Origin of the sequence: Brevundimonas sp. SL161, from assembly GCF_049896985.1 — a bacterium.
In the GTDB taxonomy this organism is placed as follows: domain Bacteria; phylum Pseudomonadota; class Alphaproteobacteria; order Caulobacterales; family Caulobacteraceae; genus Brevundimonas.
Map to the genome: position 1 here is coordinate 118,050 of NZ_JAFCVJ010000006.1, position 21,904 is coordinate 139,953.

Sequence of the window (21,904 nt, forward strand, 5' to 3'; positions counted from 1 at the left end):
CCCGAAGGAGACCGCCGCCGTGAACCGCCTGCCCATCCTCGCCGCCGTCCTTCTGACCCTTGCCGCCTGCCAGCAGGCCGAGGCGCCCGCCGCCGCTCCGGCGACCGGGGCGACCCCCGCCGTGGCGACGACCGGTCGGGCCCAGGTCGCCCCCGCCTTCACCCTGATCGACAGCGAAGGGGTCGCGCGTTCCCTCGCCGACTTCCGGGGCAAGACTGTCGTCATCGAATGGACCAACGAGGGCTGCCCCTATGTCCAGAAACATTATTCCTCAGGGGCCATGCAGGCCCTGCAGCGCGAGGCCGTCGCCGACGGCGTGGTCTGGCTGACCGTCATCTCGTCCGCGCCGGGCAAACAGGGCCATGTCGAGGGCGAAGGGGCCCGCGCCTGGTGGACCCGTAACAACGCCGCCTCGATCCATCTGCTGCTCGATCCCGAGGGAGCGGTCGGCAAGGCTTACGGCGCGATGACGACGCCCGACATGCGGGTGATCGACGGAGATGGCCGCATCTTGTTCACGGGCGGGATCGACGACCGTCCGACCAACACGGTCGAGGATCTGGAAGGCGCGAACAATTTCGTGCGCGCGGCGCTCGAGGACGTGGAAGCCGGCCGGCCCGTTCGCACGGCCTACGCCCAGCCCTATGGTTGTTCGATCAAATACCCGGAAGAGGCCTGATCAGACCTCGGGCTGGGGCGGCGCCGTGATGACCTCGACATTGTCGTTCAGCAGATAGGACAGTTCCGACAGGGCGGTGGCGCGGGCCTCGTCCGTGGCGGCGGCTTCCACAGCCCCGAGTTTCAGCGGGATGTCCTCGGAAATGCCGCGCAGGATGCATTTCAGGTCGCCGTCCGTGCCGCGCTCCTTGAGGATCAGATGTGCCTGCATGTCGAGAGCGGCGAGTTCCTGCGCCTCAAGCTTGAAGACGTCGAAGTCGGTCAGCACGCCGTTCCAGCCCTCGACGACGGTCTTCAGGGCGCCGGCGCGGCTGACGATGTCGATGAACAGGGGCTCGGAGGCGACCGAGACCGGCGCTCCGGCCACCGCAGCCGGCTCGGCGGCGGCCAGGACCACATTGGGGTCGCTCAGCAGGAGGGCGGCGGCGATGGCGATGCCACAGGACATGGTGAACGACCTTTTCGCGAATCTACGATTGAACCGGTCTACGCCCCACCCGTAAACGAGACCTTGATTAAGGGGATATGTTCGCATGACCGACTGGACCGCCTTCGATGTCGCCGCGGCGCGGGATGCCGACGCCCTCATCGTCGACCAGTTCGCGGCTGACCCGGATCGGCTGGCTCGGATGACAGTCGAGGCGGCGGGTCTCTACCTCGACCTGTCCAAGCAGAGCTGGACAAAAGCCGCCTTCGAGACCTGTCTGGACCTGGCCCGTTCGGCCGGAGTCGAAGCGGCAAGGGCACGGCTGTTCGGCGGCGAGGCGATCAACTTCACCGAGGGCCGCGCCGTCCTCCACCCCGCCCTGCGCGCGGCGACGGGGGCCGACTTCCACGCCCTCGGCGAAGCCGTCTCCGCCGGGGTCGACGCCGTCCGCGCCGACATGGCCGCCTATGCGACCGCCGTCCGCTCGGGCGCCGAGACGGGCGCGACCGGCAAGCCCTTCAAGGCCATCGTCCACATCGGCATCGGCGGCTCGGATCTCGGTCCCCGTGTCGTCTGGGACGGGCTTCGTCCTGTCGACCCGCAGATCGACCTGCGCTTCGTCGCCAACATCGATCCGCGTGACATGGCCGAGGCCCTGACCGGCCTCGCTCCCGAGACGACCCTGGTCGTCGTCGTCTCCAAGACCTTCACCACCCAGGAAACCCTCGCCAATGCCGAGGCCGCCAGGGCCTGGCTGGCGGCCGGCCTGCCCGAGGCCGGCCGCGACAGGCATTTCATCGGGGTGACCGCCGCGCCGGACAAGGCCAAGGCTTTCGGCTGCGCCCGCACCTTCGCCTTCCGGGACTGGGTCGGCGGTCGTTACTCCCTGTGGTCAGCGGTCAGCCTGAGCTGCGTCATCGCCCTGGGGCCGGACGTGTTCGACGCCATGCTGTCCGGCGCTGCGGCCATGGACGAGCATTTCGTTTCGGCGCCGCTTGAGAAGAACGCCCCCGTCCTGATGGCCCTGGCCCAGATATGGAACGTCGACGGCATCAACCGGCCGGCCCGCACAGTCGCCCCCTACGCCCACGCCCTGCGTCGGCTGCCCTCCTTCCTGCAGCAGTTGGAGATGGAGTCGAACGGCAAGCGGGTGCATCGCGACGGCTCGCCCGTGAAGCGCCAGACCTGCCCCGTCATCTTCGGCGAGCCCGGCACCAACGGCCAGCACGCCTTCTTTCAGCAGATTCACCAGGGGCCGCAGGTCGTCCCGGCCGAGTTCGTCATTGTGGCGAAGACGCACGCCGACGCGCCTGAAAGCCCGCTGTGGTCGAATGCTCTGGCCCAGGGTCAGGCGCTGATGCTGGGCAAGACGACGGAGGAGGCGCGGGCTGAACTGATCGCCTCCGGCGCGGATGCGGCCGAGGCCGACCGGCTGGCAACGCACAAGACCTTCCCCGGCAATCGACCCTCGACCGCCATCGCCATGGAGCGTCTGACGCCCGGGACGCTGGGCGCCCTTCTGGCCCTCTACGAGCACAAGACCTTCGTCGAAGGCGTGATCTGGGACATCAACTCCTTCGACCAGTGGGGGGTGGAACTGGGCAAGGTGTTGGCCAGGGCGATCTTGAAGGATGTCTCGGCCGGCGGACCGTCGGCGACGCTCGATCCCTCGACCGCGTCACTGCTCACCCGCCTGATGTAGAAACGGGCACCGAAGGGCCCGCTTCAGGTCTCAGTAGTTGCGCCAGCGGCGTTCGTCGCGCCGGTCGTCCCGGCGATCGTCCCGGCGATCCGAGCGCCATTCGCGGCGATCATCCCTGCGGTCGTCGCGGCGATCCCAGCCCCGCTCGCGGCTGTTGATGCCGTGCTCGCGTTCCCAGTGGCCGCGATTGCGCCAGCAGCGGCCGTCCCGCCAGTAGTTACAGTCGGAGCGGTATCCACTGTTGCCGTAACCGTAGCCCGAACCGTAGCTGTAGCCGTAGCTGCTCCCGCCATAGGAGCGATAGCCGCGACGGTCGTCGTCGCTGGCCGCCGCCGCGCCCAGAGCCGCCCCGGCCAGGGCTCCGCCGGCGACATAGAGATCGTCGCCGTCGCCGAGCACGGCGCCGGCGATCCCGCCGACGACCGCGCCGACCACCAGCCCTGCGACCACATCGCCGTCGTCGTTCCGATCGTGCCGGTCATGGCCGCGACCGTAGTTCTGGGCGGCGGCCGGCATGGCGACGGCACTCAGGGTCAGGGCGGCCGCGCCGACAGCGATCATCCGAAACATCTTCATTCTCTGGCCCTCCAAGGCGGTCAGTGAAGCCTGCTCTCCCACCCGGGCGAACGGTGACCGACGAAATCCATTGCTGCGCTCGTGAACCTGAACGGCTGAATTGAATTCCCGTTCATCTGGCGTTCATCGAGCGCGCACGTCTTGACGCTGCTGGGCCGCGACCCTACTTCCGCTCCGCGTTAGCACTCGTGGGGCCCGGCTGCCAAAAGCCGCCTCCGAGCCGCGACGATGAACTTTTGAAGTCTTCACTGGAGAATACACAGATGGCGTTTCGTCCTCTCGGCGACCGCGTGCTGGTCAAGCGCGTGGAAGAAGAATCCAAGACCAAGGGTGGGATCATCATCCCCGACACCGCAAAGGAAAAGCCCCAGGAAGGCGAAGTCGTCTCCGTCGGCCCCGGCATTCGTGACGAGCGCGGCACGGTCAACGCCCTCGAACTGAAGGCCGGCGACCGCATCCTGTTCGGCAAATGGTCGGGTACGGAAGTAAAGCTTGAGGGCGAAGACCTGATCATCATGAAGGAATCCGACGTCCTGGGCGTGCTGTAAGCACACCGATCGTCCGACCTTCTTCAACGAATTCAATATTTAGGAGCTGCCTCACATGGCTGCCAAGATCGTACAGTTCAACACCGATGCGCGCGACAAGATGCTGCGCGGCGTCAACGTCCTCGCCAACGCCGTCAAGGTGACCCTGGGTCCCAAGGGCCGCAACGTCGTGATCCAGAAGTCCTTCGGCGCCCCGCGCTCGACCAAGGACGGCGTCTCGGTCGCCAAAGAGATCGAGCTGGAAGACGCCTTCGAGAACATGGGCGCCCAGATGATCCGCGAAGTCGCTTCGAAGACGAACGACAAGGCGGGTGACGGCACCACCACCGCGACCGTCCTGGCGCAATCGATCGTGCAGGAAGGCCTCAAGGCCGTCGCCGCCGGCATGAACCCGATGGATCTGAAGCGCGGCATCGACAAGGCCGTCACGGCCGTCCTCGCCGACATCAAGGCCTCGGCCAAGAAGGTCTCGAACAACTCCGAGATCGCCCAGGTCGGCACCATCTCCGCCAACGGCGACGTCGAGGTCGGCGAGATGATCGCTAGGGCCATGGAAAAGGTCGGCAACGAGGGCGTCATCACGGTTGAAGAGGCCAAGACGGCCGAGACCGAGCTGGACGTCGTCGAGGGCATGCAGTTCGACCGCGGCTATCTGTCGCCCTACTTCATCACCAACGCCGACAAGATGGAGGTTCAACTCGAAGAGCCTCTGATCCTGCTGTTCGAGAAGAAGCTGTCGTCGCTGCAAGCCATGCTCCCGATCCTGGAAGCCGTGGTCCAGTCGGGCCGTCCGCTGCTGATCATCGCCGAGGACATCGAGGGCGAGGCCCTGGCCACGCTCGTCGTCAACAAGCTGCGCGGCGGCCTGCGCGTCGCCGCCGTCAAGGCTCCGGGCTTCGGCGACCGCCGCAAGGCCATGCTGGAGGACATCGCCGTCCTGACCGGCGGCCAGGTCATCTCGGAAGACCTGGGCATCAAGCTCGAGAACGTCACCATCGACATGCTCGGCAAGGCCAAGAAGGTCACCATCACCAAGGACGACACCACCATCGTCGACGGCACCGGTGAGAAGGAAACCATCGAGGCCCGCATCGGCCAGATCAAGAAGCAGATCGAGGACACCTCCTCGGACTACGACAAGGAAAAGCTGCAGGAACGTCTGGCCAAGCTGGCCGGCGGCGTCGCGGTCATCCGCGTCGGCGGCTCGACCGAAGTCGAGGTCAAGGAAAAGAAGGACCGCGTCGACGACGCCCTGAACGCCACGCGGGCCGCGGTTGAAGAAGGCATCGTCCCCGGCGGCGGCATCGCCCTGCTGAAGGCGACCAAGGCGCTGGAAGGTCTTAAAGGCGACAACGCCGACCAGACCGCCGGCATCGCCATCATCCGTCGCGCCATCCAGGCCCCGATCCGTCAGATCGTCGAGAACGCCGGCGTCGAAGGCTCGATCGTGGTCGGCAAGGTGCTCGAGAACCCCTCGCTCACCTTCGGCTTCAACGCCCAGACGGAAGAGTACGGCGACCTGGTCGCCATGGGCGTGATCGACCCGGCCAAGGTCGTCCGCACCGCGCTGCAAGATGCTGCGTCGGTCGCCGGCATCCTGATCACCACCGAGGCCGCTGTGGCCGATGCTCCCAGAAAGGGCTCGGGCGGCGGCTCCGGCGGCATGGGCGGCGGCGGCATGGGCGGCATGGGCGACATGGACTTCTAAGCGGAAGGGCGGCGTTTACGCCGCCCGGACGCCCCGGCGCAGGCCGGGGTCCATGGCTCAGTCACCGACTGAAATGAAGAGGGCGGGTCCGGAAACGGACCCGCCCTTTTTCTTTGTCGGTCCGTCTGACGATAGAGCATCTCTTGGACGGCCCGGCGGTGCAGCTCCAGAATGAGCCGCCTCGTCTAGGCGACGAGTCGAACTGGCGGATAGAGCTCACTGGACGCCAATCGCTTTGCCGCCGCCTCAGGTGAAACGCGGCTATAAAACTGAGGCGGGTGAAACGCTCCGTGACGTCTCATTTCTTGCAAAGAGATTGGTGTTTTCAATGGTTGAACGTCGCCGATAATCAGAGCGGCCCCGGACTCCAGCCCGGCAAAGTAGCTATCAAACGCAGCCTTTGAGATGGACGCTTTGGGGCCATAGAGTTCCCACAGCTCAGCAATGGGAGCTTCGACGACCGTATCGATTTTCAGGAGCGCTACAATTTCTCCAACGGGCAGCGTCGAGTAGAGCCACGCTCGGGTTCCGTCTGCGATACGAGGCGCTCGGCGCCGGAGCTCCACCGACTTTGCCCCAGATACGATCGGGCGAGCGTACGTTGGCGAGACGGACAGCATGATCATGTCTTCACGTGGCATGCGGACGTCCGGCTCCAATAATCTTCGATGCGGTCTCTGCGTCGATTTCCCGACTGCGGACAAGGTTCGTTTTGTCGTCGACGCCGAGGACCTTCAGCTGAGCAAACGACACGGGCGTTGCGAAAGGCATAATGTTATCGAACCATACGGCAAGAACGGTCGTATCTTTCGTCAAACGGTTCAACGCTCGCCCACGCACGACAGCAGCTTGAAGTAGCTCCTCTGGTGCTCGATCCTTTTGGATCACTTCAGCCCGGCTAACTCGGGCCACCGCGATTGCGGCAGACCGCCCGAGGCCCTTTCCCGACTCGTAAAATATGATCGGTCGCCCCCGCACCAGGGTTGCCGCGTTCCGAGGCGATGAGAAATAGACGCGACGAGATCGGAGGGCGGCCTCGGGCTTCGGAAAAAGAGGTAGTTGGATCCCGCCCAATAGGTCGTCGGCCCAGACCCGCTGAATAGGAACGATTGCAGCCGAGCGGCCAGGCAGGAGGAAGAGGGCGGGCGAGAGAACCGACTCTAAATCTACCAAGCTGAGCGAGTTGGTGCGTCCGTCAGCTGTGAGCTCGATGGACTGTTCGTTATGCCCAAACGACGGCATTTGCGCTGGCACCTCCGCGTTCGCGCACGTGAGGAGCGCGCGTCGGCATTCCGCCCAAGAAGTCGGGATGACAGCAGTCCCGAGCGCGATCTTCTGTAGGCCAGAGCTACCCGCTTGAGCGAGGAAGCCGTTTGCAATCGCCGCGCGTCGAACCGTTGACTGACCGGGAACGTCGACGAGTTCGACCCGCGCCGGCCGTTTGCCGGCAGCCAGCCGGACATGATGCTCAAGAACATAGTCTGCGGCCGTTGCTATCGACGGATGGTGATCGTCGCCGGCGACGAGGACTCTAGCGAAGCCTTTGGGCCCAGCGGGCGCCTGATAGAGAGCTGCTGCGATCAGGTGACCGTCTTCTCGAACACCGACAGCGCTGAAGCGCTTATCGGCGGCGTCCTTTCTGCGAAACGATGCAAGGGCTTCCGCAGGGACGCCGCGTCGCACCAGGAAGTGCTCGAGATCAGCGTCGTGGACTTCCGCTCGAAAAAGAAGGTCGTGCTCCGCACGGACGGCCGCCATCGGTTGCGAGAACGTTGGAATAAGGGCGGCGAAGGCATCAGTCCCCCAAACGCTCAGCCCGTAGTCCGCCCGCAATTTCGAATCTGCCCGGATGATCGCTTTTTCGGCGGTGATCAGTCCATCGACGCCGGACAGAATGGCCTCGGCAAGGTGATGAAGATCAGACTCGTCTTGAGCGGAAAGGACGCCGTCTCGACATTGATCGGGGAAAACGATTGGCCCAAGCTCATCAACGATGCTCGCAATCTGCGCCGTCGGGGGAGGGCCGAGCGCCGGTAGAAGCCGCGCGAAAGCGAGAACAGGGTCGTCGATCCCCTTTGACGTCCGCTGGAGCTCCTTCACAAACTCGGCTGTGACCGCGACCCTGACTTCTCCAGCAAGAGCGGCGTTGATAATTTTTGCCGCTGCCGCGCTGGTCTTTCGCTGCCTGAGGACGTCGAAAAATACATTCACATCAAGGATGTAGAGGGCTTGCTCATCGAGCGAGGCTTCAGCGCCATCAAGAGTCGCGGACTTGGCCGCTCGATAGTTGAATAGTGAAGGAGAGGAGAGCTCCTTCGACCGGATCAGGATATCTCGCCCCCGGCTTCTGCCTCCGGGCTTGGTGCTTACATGCTCAAAGCCATGATTTTCATAAACTCGGTTGGCAGTGATCAGGTCGCTGGCGACGCGAGCTTTGGTGAAGAGATAGCCTTGCGCCTCAGCTCGCTGAACGGCTGACCGGAGAAGACGAGACGCCAAGTGGTTGCCTCTGTACGCAGGCAGCACGCACAGTTGGACAACGCGAGCGTGTGGGAAGGCTCCGCTTACCCACACATGACCAGCATAGGACCGCTCTCCGTCCTCGTTCAGCAAGATCGTGATCTCGCCTTTTCGACTTGCTTGCTCGTAGGCGACAGGAGGCAAAAAGCCCAAAGCGTCTCGCTCTGCATCGGCCGCCGCTTGGACAGCATTTACGAATGAGAGGACCGTCTGCGGGTCTTGTTCGATTCTGAAGCCCATGGCGCTCCCCCGCCTACATAGGATCGAGGTTGAAAGCTGAGGTCAACCAAAGCTTGTGTGGACGCGGTTGAAGGCCGAACCCATCAACGGATCGGCCTGGAACCTCAATCGAATCAAAGCCCGGCTCTATTTAGAGCCCTTTTGCGCGCCCCCCGTCGCCGTCCCCCTACAATCCGGCGCATGACCGAAGCGCCCCTGAACCGACGTCCACGCAGGCGACACAACCCCGATGAGTGGGCCGAGATGAGGGCCCTCTATGTGTCCGGGGCGACGGCGAAATGCATCGCCGCCGAGTACGGCTGCTGCGAGCGGAAGATCTATGCGCGGGCGGGCAAGGAGGGCTGGCTGCGCCGGGACCTGAAGGCGGAAAAGCCGCCGATGACGCCGGAGGCGGCAGACGCGAAGGCGCGGGCGATCTCGGGCGTGGAGGCGGATGCGCCCGTTCGGGCGCTGAAGGCGGACGCGGACCTGTCGGTCGCGATGCGGGCAGCGGTGCGGACCACGGTCGGGATGCTGAGGGGCGGGGATACGACGCGGGCCTATGCCTATGGGCGGCTGGCGGCGCTGATGCTGAGGCTCGATCGGGCGCTGGGGGATGAGGCGGAGGCGTCGGCCGGAGGGCGGACGCCGCAGCAGGAGGCCGCGCTGGCGGCGATCCTGGCGCGGCTGGGGGCGGAGGGGTGAGTCAGGTGCGGGGGAAAGGCCCCCTCCGTCGCGGCGCGAAGGGGCGCCGCGCCACCTCCCCATCGCCAAGAGGCGACAGGGAGGAGACAGGAGGGGCGGAGTCCGGGTCGCCTTGTCGCCCCCACCCGGTCTCGCTGCGCTCGACCACCCTCCCCCGTGGGGGGAGGGAGTAATGTCGAGGCGATGCATCCGGACGATCAGGCGGCCCTCGCCTGGGAAAGCGTGCTGCACAAGGGTCAGCGGGCGCCGGACGGCGACTGGCGGACCTGGGTGTTTCTGGGCGGGCGGGGGGCGGGGAAGACGCGGGCGGGGGCGGAGTGGGTCTCGGATGTGGCCGCGCGGCTGGGGGCCGGGGGACGGATCGCCCTGGTGGCGGCGACGCTGCACGATGTGCGCGCGGTCATGGTCGAGGGGCCCTCGGGGCTGATGAACCTGCCGTTCCGGACGCCGCCGGTGATGGAGAGCTCGCTGAGGCGGCTGGTGTTTCCGGGCGGGGCGGTCGGGGTGATGCTGTCGGCGGCCGAGCCGGAACGGCTGAGGGGGCCGCAGTTCCATGCCGCCTGGGGGGATGAGTTCTGCGCCTGGGAGAGGCCGGAGGAGGTGCTGGCGATGTTGCGTCTTGGCGTGCGCTTGAAGAGCCCCTCCACCGCTTCGCGGTCCCCCTCCCCATCGCCAAGCGGCGATGGGGAGGAGACGGGGTGGACGCCAAAGCTTCTTCTCACCGCGACGCCCAAGCCTTTGGCGGTGCTGCGGCGGGTGCTGGCGGAGGAGGGGTGCGTCAGGACCCATGCGCCGACGGGGGCCAATGCGGAGAACCTGGCCGAGGGGTTTCTGGAGGCGATGCAGGACCTGTACGGCGGGACGCGACGGGCGGCGCAGGAGCTGGACGGGGTGGTGCTGGAGGCCGAGGGGGCGCTGTTCACCTCGGTCGAGATGGCGCGGGCGCGGATGTTGGGCCGGTCCTGGATACTCGGCGGGGCGAGGGAGGGATACGAACGGGCCGTCGTGGCGGTGGATCCGCCGGTCGGGACCCTGTCGGGCGAGGGCGGGGACGCCTGCGGCATCGTGGTGGTCGCGCGGGCGGCGGGGACGGCCTGGGTGCTCGACGACCGCTCGGTCAGGGGGCTGTCGCCGGCGGGATGGGCGGCGCGGGTCGCCAGGACGGCGCGGGACTGGGAGGCGGCCCTGGGCTGTCCGGTCCGGGTCGTGGCCGAGGGCAATCAGGGCGGGGACATGGTCGAGGCGGTGCTCAAGGGGGCGGGGGTGACCCAGGTCGTACGACGGGTGCAGGCGCGGGTCGGCAAGCGCGCCCGGGCCGAGCCGGTGGCGGCCCTGTATGAACAGGGACGGGTCGGGCACGTCGGGGAGCTGACGCTGCTGGAGGAGGAGCTGCTGGGGATGGGGGAGGCGGGGGCTGGCAGTCCCGACCGGGCGGATGCCCTGGTCTGGGCGGTGACGGACCTACTGATCGACGGGGGCGGGGTGGTGATCGCGAGGGCCCGGGTGCTGTGAGACGGGATTGTGACTCTTTGTCCATGTTCGGGCGCGGGCGATTGCGGACCGGCGTGCGGTCGTTAATGTTTCCGCCCTCAGGAAAAGGACCGTTTCACGCATGCGTCTTCGCTCCGTCTCGCTCGCCGCCCTTCTGGCCGTGATCGCCCCCGCCGCCCCCGTGCTGGCTCAAACGTCCGCCGCGCCGATGGCGGCGACCACGCCCCAGGCCGCCGAACTGAAGGCCGCCCCGGTGTCGCAGCTGGTCGCCGAGGTCGATATTCCGTGGACGCGGTTCACGCTCGACAACGGCCTGACGGTCATCGTGCACGAGGATCGCAAGGCGCCGGTGGTGGCGGTGTCGGTCTGGTACAATGTCGGCTCCAAGGACGAGCCGGCCGGGTCGACCGGCTTCGCCCACCTGTTCGAACACCTGATGTTCGGCGGGTCGGAGAATGCGCCGGGCTCCTATCTGGGCCGGATGCGCAACCTCGGGCCGTCGAACCTGAACGGCACGACCTGGTTCGACCGCACCAACTATTTCGAGACCGTCCCGACCCCGGCGCTGGAACAGGCCTTGTTCCTGGAAAGCGACCGCATGGGCTATCTGCTGGGCGAGATCGGCCAGCCCGTGCTCGATCTGCAGCGCGGCGTGGTCCAGAACGAGAAGCGCCAGGGCGACAACCAGCCCTACGGCATGTTCGAATACGCCCAGCTGGAAGCCCTCTTCCCCGAAGGCCACCCCTATCGCCACTCGACCATTGGCTCGATGGCCGATCTGGACGCCGCCAGCCTGGAGACTGTGCGCAACTGGTTCCGCGAGAACTACGGCCCGAACAACGCCATCGTCGTCCTGTCGGGTGACATCGACGAGGCCACGGCGCGCCCGCTGATGGAACGCTATTTCGGCGCGATTGCGCGCGGCCCGGTCAACACCCCGGCCGAGGCGGACGTGCCGACCCTGGCCGCCCCGATCGTGGCGACCATGACGGACCGGGTGGCCACGACCCGTCTGACGCGCAGCTGGGCCGTGCCGGGCCTGCTCAGCGACGACGCCGTGCCGCTGTCGGTCGGCGCCCAGGTGCTGGGCGGTCTGGCCTCCTCGCGCCTCGACAACCTGCTGGTCCGCGACGAGCAGACGGCGGTGCAGGTGTCGTCGTCCCTGTCGGACTTCCACCGCATCGGCATCTTCGACATCTCGGTCAATGTGAAGCCGGGCGTGGATGCGGGCGAGGTGGGCCGTCGCCTCGACGCCATCGTCGCCGACTTCATCGCCCGGGGGCCGACCGAGGAAGAGGTCGCCCGCGTCGCCACCCGCTATGTCTCGGGCCGGATCCAGAGCCTGGAACAGGTCAACGGCAAGGCCAATGTGCTGGCCGAGGGCCAGCTCTATGCGGGCGATCCGGACCACTACAAGACCGAGCTGGCCGCCTATGCCTCGGTCACCCCGGCCCAGGTGACGGCCGCCATGCAGCGCTGGCTGACCCGTCCGGTGTTCGACATGACCATCGCGCCCGGTGAGCGCGAGGCCTATGTCGAGGCCGCCGCCCCGTCGGGCGCGGCCCCGGCTCCGGCCGCCGAGATCCAGCGCGTCGCCCGTGATCCGATGCCGGCCATCGGCCAGGTGCCGGATCTGGAGTTCCCTGCGGTCGAGCGCGCCGCCCTGTCGAACGGCATCAAGGTGGTCTACGCCCACGTCGATACCGTGCCCGTCACCCGCGTGGCCGTGGAGTTCGACGCCGGCTACGCCGCCGACCGGGCCGACCGGCTCGGCGCCCACGCCATGACGCTGGACCTGCTGGACGAGGGCACGACGACCCGCGACGCCAACCAGCTGGCCGAGGAAGAGGAACGTCTGGGCGCCTCGGTCAATGTCGCGGCCTCGATGGATCGGACCTCGGCCGAGCTGTCGACCGTCACCGCCAACCTGGCGCCGTCCCTGACCCTGTTATCGGACGTGGTGCGCAATCCGGCCTTCGCCCCGGCGGAGATCGAGCGCATCCGCGCCTCGCGCCTGTCGGGTCTGGCCAGCGAGAAGACCAACCCGAACGCCATCGCCGCCCGCGCCCTGCCGCCGCTGATCTATGGCGCGGACAGCCCCTATGGCCGGTCCTTCACCGGGTCGGGCGACGAGGCGACCCTGACGGCCCTGACGCGCGCCGACCTGACCGCCGAGCATGACGCCTGGGTGCGTCCGGACAATGCGACGATCTTCGTCGTCTCGGACCTGCCGCTGGCGCAGGTGACCGCGCAGCTGGAAGCCGCCTTCGGCGACTGGCGCGCGCCCGCGACGGCGAAGGGGACCAAGGACTTCGCCGACGCCGCCGTGCCCGCGCCGACCAACCGCATTGTCCTGATCGACCGTCCGCAGTCGCCGCAGTCGCTGATCTACGGCGGCGCCGTCCTGCCCGTCTCGGGCACCGACGACCTGCTGGCGCTGAACGCGGCGAACGTGACCCTGGGCTCGGACTTCCTGTCGCGGATCAACTCGGACCTGCGTGAGACCAAGGGCTGGTCCTATGGCGTGCGCGGCGGGGTCAACGCCCTGGAATACCGCGTCCCCTATATCGTCAACGCCCCGGTTCAGGCCAACCGCACCGGCGACTCGGTCGCGGCCCTGATCGCCCAGTACGACCGCTTCCTGCAGACCGACGGCGTCCAGCCGACCGAGCTGGAGCGGACCATCAACGGCAACACCCGGTCGCTGGCCGGCGGGTTCGAGACCTCGGGCCAGATCCTGGGCGCCCTGCGCTCCAACGCCCTGTTCGGCCGTCCCGACGACTATCAGGCCACGCTGGCCAGCCGCACCCGCGCGCTGACGGCCGCCCAGATGGACGAGGCCGCCCGCCAGGTCATCAAGCCCAACCAGTTCGTCTGGGTCGTGGTCGGCGACGCCTCGGTGGTGCGTCCGCAGCTGGAGGCCCTCGGCCTGCCGCTGGAAGTGCGTCCGGCGCAGTAGCGACCGGCGTCGGTCGGACATGAAGGGGGCGGCGAGCGATCGCCGCCCCTTTTTCCTGTGACGCCAACAGCCGGCGAAGGGCTGGCGATCGCGCGCCGGGCGGTTCCGGACCGACCCGGGCGGACACGCCGAACGTCCGTGAGGGGGTGGGAAAGGGACCCTGGATCACCGACCCCGCGCCAGCTCTGGCAGCCGTTTCAATAACGGGCGTGCGCGTGTTCCGAGGTCGCCGGCCAATCGGTCGACGGTTCTCCAGCCGAAAGCCGACCTTGAAGGAATGTGGTGGGTGGGAGTTCAAAACGCAGTTATCTCTGTCATCAAGGGGGAGCAATGACAGACACACGCAAACCGAGCGATGAGCTTGCTGAAGACTTTTTGGGCTTCGCAGGCCGTGAGGTAATCACCGCCAGGGACCTCCTGCTACGACCTTCGACGGTTCTGCGGGCATGGATGGAGGCGGGTCCCGAGGGAGGTGGCGCCTATGCCCGCCCGCTGCGCCTCTACCTCGGGCTCAATGCCATCTTGATGTTGATTCTGTTCTTGCAGGGTGGCGCCGGGTTCATTTTGGAGGGTATGCCGCCTGCAGTGATTGACCCGCTGATCGAACGGTCAGGCAAGTCGCAGGACGCTTTCGTGGCAGACGCTGACGGCTGGATGACTCTGGTCATGGTGCCCCTGCTGTCAGCCTTCTACGCATTGGCGGCAGCTCCTCTACTTCGTCTGTGGGACAAGGAAGATCTGGGATGGCGTAGAGGGTTCCGTGCCAGCTTTGGCTGGCTTTGTGCCTGGACCGTTCTGATGCTTCCTTTGGCGTGGTTCTCATACGGCACAGGGCCTAAAGCAGCGATGACATCCGCAGCAATCATGTTGCTAGGGGTAATTGCCTTCGTTCGCATGGGACATGGGCGATGGTTCCGGTCGCGTATTGTAGGCGTATTCAAAGGCTTTGCGCTGATGCTTGCTGTGCAGATCGCGGCAGCATTCGGCGGAGTATTGGTTGGAATGGTCGGCGTTGTCGGAGCCCTGATCAGTCCTTGAGGACTGATTTTGCGTGAGCGGTCTTTTGCGTCCGCATTCCGGTGCAACCAACGGGGCGCGCAGGCCCCGAAAGCGCACCGGTCCAATGTCTGATTGGGGTGGAGCACGACATCAAAGCCAGGCCGAAAACCGGACATTGACCGCCAGGACTGAGAGCAGACCTCCCGAACCGCCGCATGGGGTGGGAACGGGACAGGGCGCCCCCACCCGCCCGGCCCGGTCAGAGGTGCAACTCGACTCCGGTCGGGATGATCGCGGTCCAGAGCAGACCGTCGCGGCCGAACTCCATATCCACCTCGCCGCCTGTCGCGCCTTCGAAGACCTTGGTCAGCAATAGCGAGCCGAAGCCCCCTTTCCGACCCGGAGCGAAGGCGGGGCCTGATGCCGGGGCAGGGCCGCCCCGTTCCCGCCACGACAGGCACAGTTGGTCAGGGCGGGTTTGAGCCCAGCTCACCGCTACCTTTCCGTCCCGTACGCGGAGGCTGCCGTGTTTGAGCGCATTTGTGCCGAGCTCGTGCACGGCCAGGGAGAGATAGGGAGCGAACTTGCCCGGCAGCAGCACTTCGGGTCCGTCCAGTTCCACGCCTTCCAGATGCGATAATTGTCGAGTCAGCAGGCCTTGCAGGGAAAACCGGTCGTCCGACATCGTCAGCAATAGGTCCTGGGCGTCCGCCAAAGCGACGAGCCGGGCTTCCACCGCTTTAATGAAGGCGTCTGGCACCGGTGTTGCACGCGCGGACTGGCGAACAATGGCCTGAACGACGGCGAACACGTTCTTGACCCGGTGCCCCAGTTCCTTCGCCAGAATTTCCAGCTTTGCCTCGTTCAACCTGCGTGCGGTGACGTCCAGCGCACTGGCGACCACACCCGGCCGCCCGTCCGGCAGGGTCGAGGGCGACGCCTGAATATCCCACCACGTCCTCCCGTCGCCGATCAGCACCGAAATCTCCTCGGTCTGCATATGACCGGTGTCGATGGTCCGGCGCAGGATGACCTCAAGCGGTCCTCCAACCTCAGGCCCCACGAATTCCGAAGGGGTCTTCCCGAGGCACTCAACAGGCACATTGTGCGCCCAGACGTACTTCAGCGTTTCGTCGTGCTCGGACATGGCCAGACCGGAGATGCTCGTCGCCAGCGCAAACCGGTCCGCAGTCGAGCGCAGTTGAACGAGGCTGTCATCCAGTTGGCGATTGCGGGCCAGAAGCGCCTCATCAGCGCGGCGGAGTTCGGTCGTATCCTCATTCACTCCGACCATGCCTGCGAAGACGCCGTCCTCATTGCAATACGGGCGAGCGCGCGTTTGCAGGATCCGCACTTCGCCGTCTGCTCGCCGGTATCGCCCCTCGCAGGTGAACGCGCGCTGAGCCGCCATCGCGGCTGCAAACGGCTCGAAAACCACGGCGTGATCCTCGGTGAGCAGACTGGAGCTCCAGTCGAAGACGCCGCACTCGTCGGGTTGCAAGCCCCAGAACTCACGCATGGCGCGGCTCAGAAAAACGCAACGGCCGTTGCGGTCTCCGCGCCACAACATTGCGGGAGACTCCTCAGCCAGCATGGCCAGGCTCAAGGTATCAAGCGTCGATGCGGTCAACGCGGGAGCCTGGCAAAGCCAGCAATCGTGTCAGGCACACCTGGCATCTTTACCCCTGTATAAGGTCAAGCTACGCGCGCCTGCCAAACGCCTTTTCGGGGACAATGGTTCATATCGGCATGTTGCTGAGGTTTCCGGTTTCAGCGGTCAACGTCCCCTGTGGGTGGTGGGCCGCCTTCTCAACGGCCCAAAGCTGCGGTTTCCCCACACTGCACGCGCTATCAATCCTGTCGCCACCGGACTGACCGCCCGCTAGGCTCCACGAGCTGACGTTTGAAGGCGGATCAGCCGCCATGTCAGTCCAGAGGAAACGAAATGCGCACTCTCTATTTCGCCGTCGTAGCGGCCGCTCTGTCACTGGCCGCCTGCTCCGAGAATACGGAAGACAAGGCAGCCGCCACTGCAGATAATGCTGGAGCGACAGTCGCTTCTGCTGCGAGCGACACCGCTGCAAACGCAGACGCCGCTGCCGACAGCGCCTCTGCCGCAACCAGCGAGGCGGTAGCCAACGTCGATGCAGCCGCCGACACGGCCGCTCGGAAAACCGATGCTGCTGCCGATGCCGCGGCCCGAACAGAGTAGGTAGTCGAAGAACGATGCGCCGGAGATCAACTCTGGCGCGTCGTTCGATGGTGCGTTTACGGACCCTGCCTTTAGTCGAGGCGATGCTTCAGGCCGCTGATCGTATCGTGATCAGCCTTGATCGACGCATATTCTTCAGCCACTCGCTGGCGGAGCGTGTCGGGAAGATCGGTGTCCTTGGTCGCGTTTTCAAACCGCGCCTTGATCACGTCCTCGCCACGCTCGACCTCGTCGATCACGCCGCTGTCGTCACGGCCCATGAGTTCGCCTCTGATCTCGGCGAACTTGTTATGGATGCGGCCCAGCAGAGACTGGTCATCCTCAGGTTCACCACCAAACGTGCGAACTTCGGCCTGGAGCCGACGGCTGAGTTCTTCACGCTGGCCGGCGCGCTCTGTGAACAGGGTTTTGAGTTCCGGATTGCTGACGCCGTCTGCGGCATGGCGATAGCCGTTCACGCTATCCAGAGTCGTCTCGATCAGATCGTTGAGCGTCTTGATGGCGCGATGATTGTCGGTGTTCATTGAGGCGTGTCCTCTGTTGAAGGGACACATAGAACTGCCGACGCTTTACCATGTTCCCAGACACGGTTTGTTCCTCGCGAGCGTGGACCGAGAGTCCGAAAAGGGTCGGACGACGACATCAACGCCAGGCCGAAAACCGGGCATTGACCGCCAGGCCGGCTGATCCGCACCAGCCGGCTACACCGGTCGTTCTCCCCGTGCGAATGGGTCTGGTGCTGCGGCCATCCGCTACGGACGCGACCCTTGGATGGACCTGGATGTGGGCCGGGCCTCAACGTCAGGATCGAGGCGCATTCTCACGCCGCCTTGTCGAAGCGCTTGGCCAGGAGCGTCTTCACCGGGGTCCAATGCCGTTCAGGATAGCGAGCGTTGTCGAGCGGTTCGAGCTTGCCGCGGCCGCTGAACTGGTCGCGCATGTACTGCATACCCTGCCAGGGCGGGAACGCCTCGTCCTTGCCGGGCACGATCAGCTTCGCGAAACCGATCATCGCCGCCAGCGAGCCCAGGCTTCCCGCCCACAGCGTTCGGTAGCGTTCACCGGTCGCCTCGGTCATGGCCACGGCGAGCTCGCGCGCGCTGACGACGTCGCCGGCGATGCGCAGAATCCGCGGCGTGTTCTCGTCCATCGCGGCGGCCGCAACATAGGCGGCGACATCGTCCTTGGTGGTGAAGTCCAGTTTCTGATCCGCGTCATGCCAGTAGAGGACCCGGCGGATCCCTGGCTGGATGATCGGCATCTCGGCGCCGAGCATGTCCATGAAGGCGCCGTTGAGGATCGACGTCGCCCGGATCGGCGCGGCATCGACGAGGGCCATGAACTCCCGGCGGACATCGAAATTTCGGTTGTCGCCAGGTCGGGTCCTGGTGAAGTCGGCGGCATAGTCCGACGGAATGAAGCGCGGCACGTTCGCTCGGATCGCCGAATTGAGCAGAACCGTCTGTCGATCGATGATCACCTCGCGCACGCCGTTCAGCGCGGAGACGACGCAGGAAGCGCCGGCGAGGGCGGCGGCCATGGCGTCGATGTCGTGCGGATCGGCCGGCGTGATCCTCGCCCCCAGGGTCGCGAGGCGAGATCGCTCTTCGTTGCCGAGATCCGGGCGAACCAACGCGCTGACCGAGGTGCCGCGGGCGATGAGCGCCCTGGTGATTCGGGCGCCCAGATCCCCGGTCGCGCCGGCGATTGCCACATTGCAGGGTTCTGTCATGGCGGGATCCTAGACCGGGATCGCACTCGCGATAGCCCCACCGTCGAAAGTAACACATCACAAGTCCGCAACGGGTCGGAGCACGACATCAAAGCCAGGCCGAAAACCAGACATTGACCGCTAGGCCTGAGAGCAGCCCTTCGGAACCGCCGCCTGGAGTGGAAACAGGCCATTCGTCCGTCGCCTGGGATACCGAACACCGATCGGGCCTGATCTCGACTACGACCGCCTGTATCGCCAGATCAGGGCAGGCAGCATGAACAGGGTCGCCGCTGTTGAACTGAGCAGCCCTCCGAGAATGACGATCGCCATCGGCCCCTGGATTTCGCGCCCTGCCTCTCCGTTCTGAAGGGCCAGGGGAAGAAGTCCGAGACCCGTGACCAGGGCCGTCATCAGGATCGGCGTAACCCGTTCTTGCGTCGCCCTCACGAGCGTTTCTTGCGACCATTCTCGCTTTTCGTGTCGCACGACGTGCTCCACATGCGAGACCAGCAGGATCGAGTTTCGCGATGAAATCCCGAACAGGGTGACGAAGCCTACGAGGGCGCCGAGCGACAGGCGCCGCCCGCGAGAGGCAGGGCGAGGATGCCGCCAAGAAGCGCCACCGGAGCGCTGCAAAGCACCAGTCCAACCGAGCGTCCGTCGCCGAACGCAAGCAGCAGAAGGACAACGGCGGCCAACGCCGCAATGGCGCAGTTGAACACGAGTTGATTGCGGGCCGAGGCGGCTGCGTCCGCGGTGCTGGACACGGACGCCACGATGCCTCGCGGCAGGCCTAGCGTCGCGATGGCCGCCTTTGCCTGGCGAGCGACCCGAGCCACATCCACAGGGTTGGGACTGGCGGTGACGACTTCCCGTCGACGCCCGGCTTCACGCGAGACGACGGTCCGCTGACTTCCCATCCCGACATCGGCGACGCTGGACAGCGGCACCTCGCCGGCCGCACCCCGCAGCACGACCTGTCCGATGGCTGCAGGGTCGGCGCGCTGCTCTGGCGGCAGGATGACCGTTACGTCGATGGCTCGATCCGGACGATAGAGCTGCGTCGCGACGGTGCCCAGATACGCGCTCGACACCACATCGAGCATGTCGTTGACGGTCAGTCCCACGTTCCCCAGTTGATCGATACGGGGACTGATCCGGACGGCGGGCGCTTCCGGCGGGGTCTGTCGGGTCACATCTCCGGTCCCGGGTATGGCCTCCAGTGCGCGAGCGACTGCATGGCTCGCCAGGTCGAGATCACCGAGATCATCGCCGAAGACGCTGACGGCAACCGGGGCCTTTTGCCCGGTCACGGACTCGCCGATCCGGTCGCCCAGGAAGGTCAGGACTTCGGTCTCAAGCCCGGGATGGCTGTCCAGCGCGGTGTGCAACCCGGCCTCGACCCTGTCCTGGGCGGCGCCGCTGAGGCGGGGCTTCAGCTCGATATGGAACTCGCTCTGCTCCGGTCCCCAGGTATCTTCACCGCCCTGCGCGCGTCCGATCTGTTGCTCGACCGTCTGAACCCCGTCGATCTCCAGAAACGCGTTGGTCAGAGACTGGCCCAGGCTGCGGCTGGCCTCCAGCGAGGTGCCGGGCGCAGCGGCGACGCCGACAACGAAATGACCTTCGCGAAAGGTCGGCAGCAGTTCGGAGGGGAAGACGAAGGGGGCCGCCAGCAGGGCGACGGCGCTTGCACCGGTGACGACCATCGCGACTTTGCCTCGGCCTGAGCCTCTGGCGATCAGTCCTGTGGCGCTCGCCTTGAGTCTGGAGAGCCAGGCCGGTTCGGCCACCGGAGTCCAGCCGCGGAGGGTGAGCAGGGCCAGAGCCGGTGTCACGATGACCGCGACCAGAAGCGAAGCCATCGTCGCCAGAATGAAGGCGGACGCCAGGGGGCTGAAGAAGCGCCCCTGAAGTCCATCGAGCAGCAGGACGGGCGCGAGCGTCAGTGCTACGACCAGCGTCGCATAGACGACCGGCCCGCGAACCTCGACCGACGCGTGCTGGATGACCTCCGCGAGCGATCCAGATGTCTTCTCTCGCAGGCGTCGGACGATGTTTTCGACATCGATCACTGCGTCATCGACCACGACGCCCAGGGCGACGGCGAGGCCGCCGAGGACCATCGTGTCGAGGGTGTGCCCCAGGAGGTCCATGACGATCAGGGCGGCGAGAAGCGAGATCGGGATGCTGACGAACGAGATGATCACCGTGCGGGCGCTGCCCATGAAGGCGAACAGGACGACCGCGATCAGGACAGCCCCGATGACCAGATCCTCGCGGAGCCCGGACAGGGCTGTGTTGATGAAGTTCGCCGGGCGGTGGAGGTCGGCGTTGACCGAGACCTTCTGGGCGGTCAGCGCCGGTTGCAGCTCAGCGAGCGCGGCATCGACCGCCCGGGTCGCGTCGAGCGTGTTGGCCCCGTACTGGCTCGACAGGCTGATCAGCACGCCGGGCTGCCCCATGATCAGGGCTTCACCAAGACGGGGTTCGAACGCTTCGACGACATCGGCGACGTCTCCGACCAAAACGCGCTGGCCCACCACGGATCGGATGACGCCGCGCGCCAGATTGTCAGGACCCTGGGCCTGACCCTGCGGCGTCACGAGGATGCGCTGGGAGGGCGTATCGACGAAGCCGCCTCCCCGAACCCCTGTGGCCGCCGCCACGGCGGTCGCGAGGTCGGACGGCGTGATGTTGAACCGAGCCATGTCGGCGGGGCGCATCCGCACCTCGATCCGGCCGACCTCTCCGCCATAGACGCTTGCCCGCGCGACGCCCTGCGTTGCCAGCAACCGGGGACGGACGACCGTGTCGATCAGGCTTCGAAGCTGCTCCGGCGAAAGCGCATCACTGGTGAAGCCGATCTTCAGAAGGTCCATCGTCGAGGAGGTCAGGGGCGCGACCTGGGGCGACCTGGCGATGGCGGGGAGGGCGGAGCCAGCCTCGACCAGGCTGTCCGTCACGGTCTGGCGGGCGCGATAGGGATCAACCTTGTCGGCGAAGACGACCGTCACCACCGAGATGCCCTGGATCGACTCGGAGCGCACAGCCTCTATGCCCTGGCCGCCCGCGATGGCTTGCTCGATGGGGCGGGTGATCAACTGTTCGACCTGTTCGGCGGACAGACCGGGCGCTTCCGTCTGGACCTCGACCTGGGGCGGCACGAAATCCGGAAAGACGTCGAACCTGGCTCTCGACAGGGTGACCAGGCCATAGGCGACAATCAGGCCCGCCAGAAGGGCGACGAGGCGCGGACGGGATAGCGACCAGCGGACAATGAGGGTGAGCATGTCGCCTCTGAATGAGTCTCGTTCGACTAGGTGGTGTGGACAAAGTGGATTCCCAAATCAGCTGATCGCTGATTCAAGGCTGTTCTTTGCGGAGAGCAGCCATGGTTCGTGGTTTGATGTCGGATGCGGAGTGGGCGTTCTTCGAGCCGTTCG

The 21,904-nt window shown here is 66.0% G+C and carries 16 protein-coding genes and 1 pseudogene; 9 read left to right on the forward strand and 8 right to left on the reverse strand.

Features of this window, described 5'->3' with window-relative positions; all coding sequences use genetic code 11:
- Positions 1–19 precede the first annotated feature (19 nt).
- Positions 20–679 carry a redoxin family protein gene (locus ACP7AU_RS07010; protein WP_426050953.1) on the forward strand — a complete coding sequence of 220 codons (660 nt, stop codon included), beginning with the start codon at positions 20–22 and terminating at the stop codon, positions 677–679.
- On the opposite strand, the gene ACP7AU_RS07015 is transcribed toward ACP7AU_RS07010, so the two are convergent.
- Complete coding sequence (locus ACP7AU_RS07015) at positions 680–1,126, reverse strand: hypothetical protein (RefSeq protein WP_426050954.1); 447 nt, start codon at positions 1,124–1,126, stop codon at positions 680–682. It abuts the gene before it with no gap.
- A gap of 85 nt (positions 1,127–1,211) precedes the next feature.
- On the opposite strand from ACP7AU_RS07015, the gene pgi reads away from it, so the two are divergent.
- Entirely contained in the window at positions 1,212–2,807 is a 1,596-nt protein-coding gene (pgi, locus tag ACP7AU_RS07020; protein ID WP_426050955.1) for a glucose-6-phosphate isomerase, read from the forward strand.
- Positions 2,808–2,837: 30 nt separating this feature from the next.
- Here the strand turns inward: pgi and ACP7AU_RS07025 are convergent, their stop codons facing one another.
- Entirely contained in the window at positions 2,838–3,383 is a 546-nt protein-coding gene (locus ACP7AU_RS07025; protein ID WP_426050956.1) for a hypothetical protein, read from the reverse strand.
- Between the two features lie 263 nt (positions 3,384–3,646).
- Here ACP7AU_RS07025 and groES point away from each other — a divergent pair, with 263 nt between their 5' ends.
- Together groES and groL are read left to right on the forward strand one after the other, a co-directional pair.
- Positions 3,647–3,931, forward strand: coding sequence for a co-chaperone GroES (gene groES / locus ACP7AU_RS07030; protein ID WP_426038581.1), 285 nt, complete (start codon positions 3,647–3,649; stop codon positions 3,929–3,931).
- A gap of 55 nt (positions 3,932–3,986) precedes the next feature.
- Entirely contained in the window at positions 3,987–5,639 is a 1,653-nt protein-coding gene (gene groL, locus ACP7AU_RS07035) for a chaperonin GroEL (protein ID WP_426050957.1), read from the forward strand.
- Positions 5,640–5,824: 185 nt separating this feature from the next.
- Here the strand turns inward: groL and ACP7AU_RS07040 are convergent, their stop codons facing one another.
- Together ACP7AU_RS07040 and ACP7AU_RS07045 are read right to left on the reverse strand one after the other, a co-directional pair.
- Positions 5,825–6,280, reverse strand: coding sequence for a hypothetical protein (locus tag ACP7AU_RS07040; RefSeq protein WP_426050958.1), 456 nt, complete (start codon positions 6,278–6,280; stop codon positions 5,825–5,827).
- A complete protein-coding gene (locus tag ACP7AU_RS07045; RefSeq protein WP_426050959.1) occupies positions 6,270–8,399 on the reverse strand; it encodes a GNAT family N-acetyltransferase in 2,130 nt (709 codons plus the stop codon). Before ACP7AU_RS07045 ends, ACP7AU_RS07040 begins: the two co-directional genes overlap by 11 nt.
- A gap of 243 nt (positions 8,400–8,642) precedes the next feature.
- Between ACP7AU_RS07045 and ACP7AU_RS07050 the strand changes: the two genes are divergently transcribed.
- The 4 genes from ACP7AU_RS07050 to ACP7AU_RS07065 all read left to right on the forward strand — a co-directional run bounded on the left by ACP7AU_RS07050 (position 8,643) and on the right by ACP7AU_RS07065 (position 14,571).
- Positions 8,643–9,083 carry a hypothetical protein gene (locus ACP7AU_RS07050; RefSeq protein WP_426050960.1) on the forward strand — a complete coding sequence of 147 codons (441 nt, stop codon included), beginning with the start codon at positions 8,643–8,645 and terminating at the stop codon, positions 9,081–9,083.
- Positions 9,084–9,266: 183 nt separating this feature from the next.
- The gene (locus ACP7AU_RS07055; RefSeq protein WP_426050961.1) at positions 9,267–10,595 is read left to right on the forward strand and encodes a terminase large subunit domain-containing protein; all 1,329 of its coding nucleotides are present in this window, start codon (positions 9,267–9,269) and stop codon (positions 10,593–10,595) included.
- A gap of 100 nt (positions 10,596–10,695) precedes the next feature.
- Positions 10,696–13,533 (forward strand): M16 family metallopeptidase, encoded by a 2,838-nt coding sequence (locus ACP7AU_RS07060; RefSeq protein WP_426050962.1) that lies wholly within the window; start codon positions 10,696–10,698, stop codon positions 13,531–13,533.
- A 330-nt stretch (positions 13,534–13,863) separates the two neighbouring features.
- Positions 13,864–14,571 (forward strand): hypothetical protein, encoded by a 708-nt coding sequence (locus ACP7AU_RS07065; protein WP_426050963.1) that lies wholly within the window; start codon positions 13,864–13,866, stop codon positions 14,569–14,571.
- Positions 14,572–14,791: 220 nt separating this feature from the next.
- Here the strand turns inward: ACP7AU_RS07065 and ACP7AU_RS07070 are convergent, their stop codons facing one another.
- Positions 14,792–16,162 carry a PAS domain-containing protein gene (locus ACP7AU_RS07070; protein ID WP_426050964.1) on the reverse strand — a complete coding sequence of 457 codons (1,371 nt, stop codon included), beginning with the start codon at positions 16,160–16,162 and terminating at the stop codon, positions 14,792–14,794.
- A 315-nt stretch (positions 16,163–16,477) separates the two neighbouring features.
- Between ACP7AU_RS07070 and ACP7AU_RS07075 the strand changes: the two genes are divergently transcribed.
- Positions 16,478–16,744, forward strand: a complete 267-nt coding sequence (locus ACP7AU_RS07075; protein WP_426038589.1) for a hypothetical protein — start codon at positions 16,478–16,480, stop codon at positions 16,742–16,744.
- 71 nt (positions 16,745–16,815) lie between these two features.
- Here the strand turns inward: ACP7AU_RS07075 and ACP7AU_RS07080 are convergent, their stop codons facing one another.
- The 3 genes and pseudogenes from ACP7AU_RS07080 to ACP7AU_RS07090 all read right to left on the reverse strand — a co-directional run bounded on the left by ACP7AU_RS07080 (position 16,816) and on the right by ACP7AU_RS07090 (position 21,751).
- A complete protein-coding gene (locus tag ACP7AU_RS07080; RefSeq protein WP_426050965.1) occupies positions 16,816–17,268 on the reverse strand; it encodes a PA2169 family four-helix-bundle protein in 453 nt (150 codons plus the stop codon).
- Positions 17,269–17,564: 296 nt separating this feature from the next.
- Positions 17,565–18,476, reverse strand: a complete 912-nt coding sequence (locus ACP7AU_RS07085) for an NmrA family NAD(P)-binding protein (RefSeq protein WP_426050966.1) — start codon at positions 18,474–18,476, stop codon at positions 17,565–17,567.
- Positions 18,477–18,695: 219 nt separating this feature from the next.
- A pseudogene (locus ACP7AU_RS07090) lies at positions 18,696–21,751 on the reverse strand (efflux RND transporter permease subunit).
- Positions 21,752–21,904 lie beyond the last annotated feature (153 nt).

Coding starts and splice junctions, on each gene's coding strand:
- ACP7AU_RS07015 (WP_426050954.1), bottom strand. CDS start 1,126: ATGTCCTGTGGCATCGCCATCGCCGCCGCCCTCCTGCTGAGCGACCCC.
- pgi (WP_426050955.1), top strand. CDS start 1,212: ATGACCGACTGGACCGCCTTCGATGTCGCCGCGGCGCGGGATGCCGAC.
- ACP7AU_RS07025 (WP_426050956.1), bottom strand. CDS start 3,383: ATGAAGATGTTTCGGATGATCGCTGTCGGCGCGGCCGCCCTGACCCTG.
- groES (WP_426038581.1), top strand. CDS start 3,647: ATGGCGTTTCGTCCTCTCGGCGACCGCGTGCTGGTCAAGCGCGTGGAA.
- groL (WP_426050957.1), top strand. CDS start 3,987: ATGGCTGCCAAGATCGTACAGTTCAACACCGATGCGCGCGACAAGATG.
- ACP7AU_RS07040 (WP_426050958.1), bottom strand. CDS start 6,280: ATGCCACGTGAAGACATGATCATGCTGTCCGTCTCGCCAACGTACGCT.
- ACP7AU_RS07045 (WP_426050959.1), bottom strand. CDS start 8,399: ATGGGCTTCAGAATCGAACAAGACCCGCAGACGGTCCTCTCATTCGTA.
- ACP7AU_RS07050 (WP_426050960.1), top strand. CDS start 8,643: ATGAGGGCCCTCTATGTGTCCGGGGCGACGGCGAAATGCATCGCCGCC.
- ACP7AU_RS07055 (WP_426050961.1), top strand. CDS start 9,267: ATGCATCCGGACGATCAGGCGGCCCTCGCCTGGGAAAGCGTGCTGCAC.
- ACP7AU_RS07060 (WP_426050962.1), top strand. CDS start 10,696: ATGCGTCTTCGCTCCGTCTCGCTCGCCGCCCTTCTGGCCGTGATCGCC.
- ACP7AU_RS07065 (WP_426050963.1), top strand. CDS start 13,864: ATGACAGACACACGCAAACCGAGCGATGAGCTTGCTGAAGACTTTTTG.
- ACP7AU_RS07075 (WP_426038589.1), top strand. CDS start 16,478: ATGCGCACTCTCTATTTCGCCGTCGTAGCGGCCGCTCTGTCACTGGCC.
- ACP7AU_RS07080 (WP_426050965.1), bottom strand. CDS start 17,268: ATGAACACCGACAATCATCGCGCCATCAAGACGCTCAACGATCTGATC.
- ACP7AU_RS07085 (WP_426050966.1), bottom strand. CDS start 18,476: ATGACAGAACCCTGCAATGTGGCAATCGCCGGCGCGACCGGGGATCTG.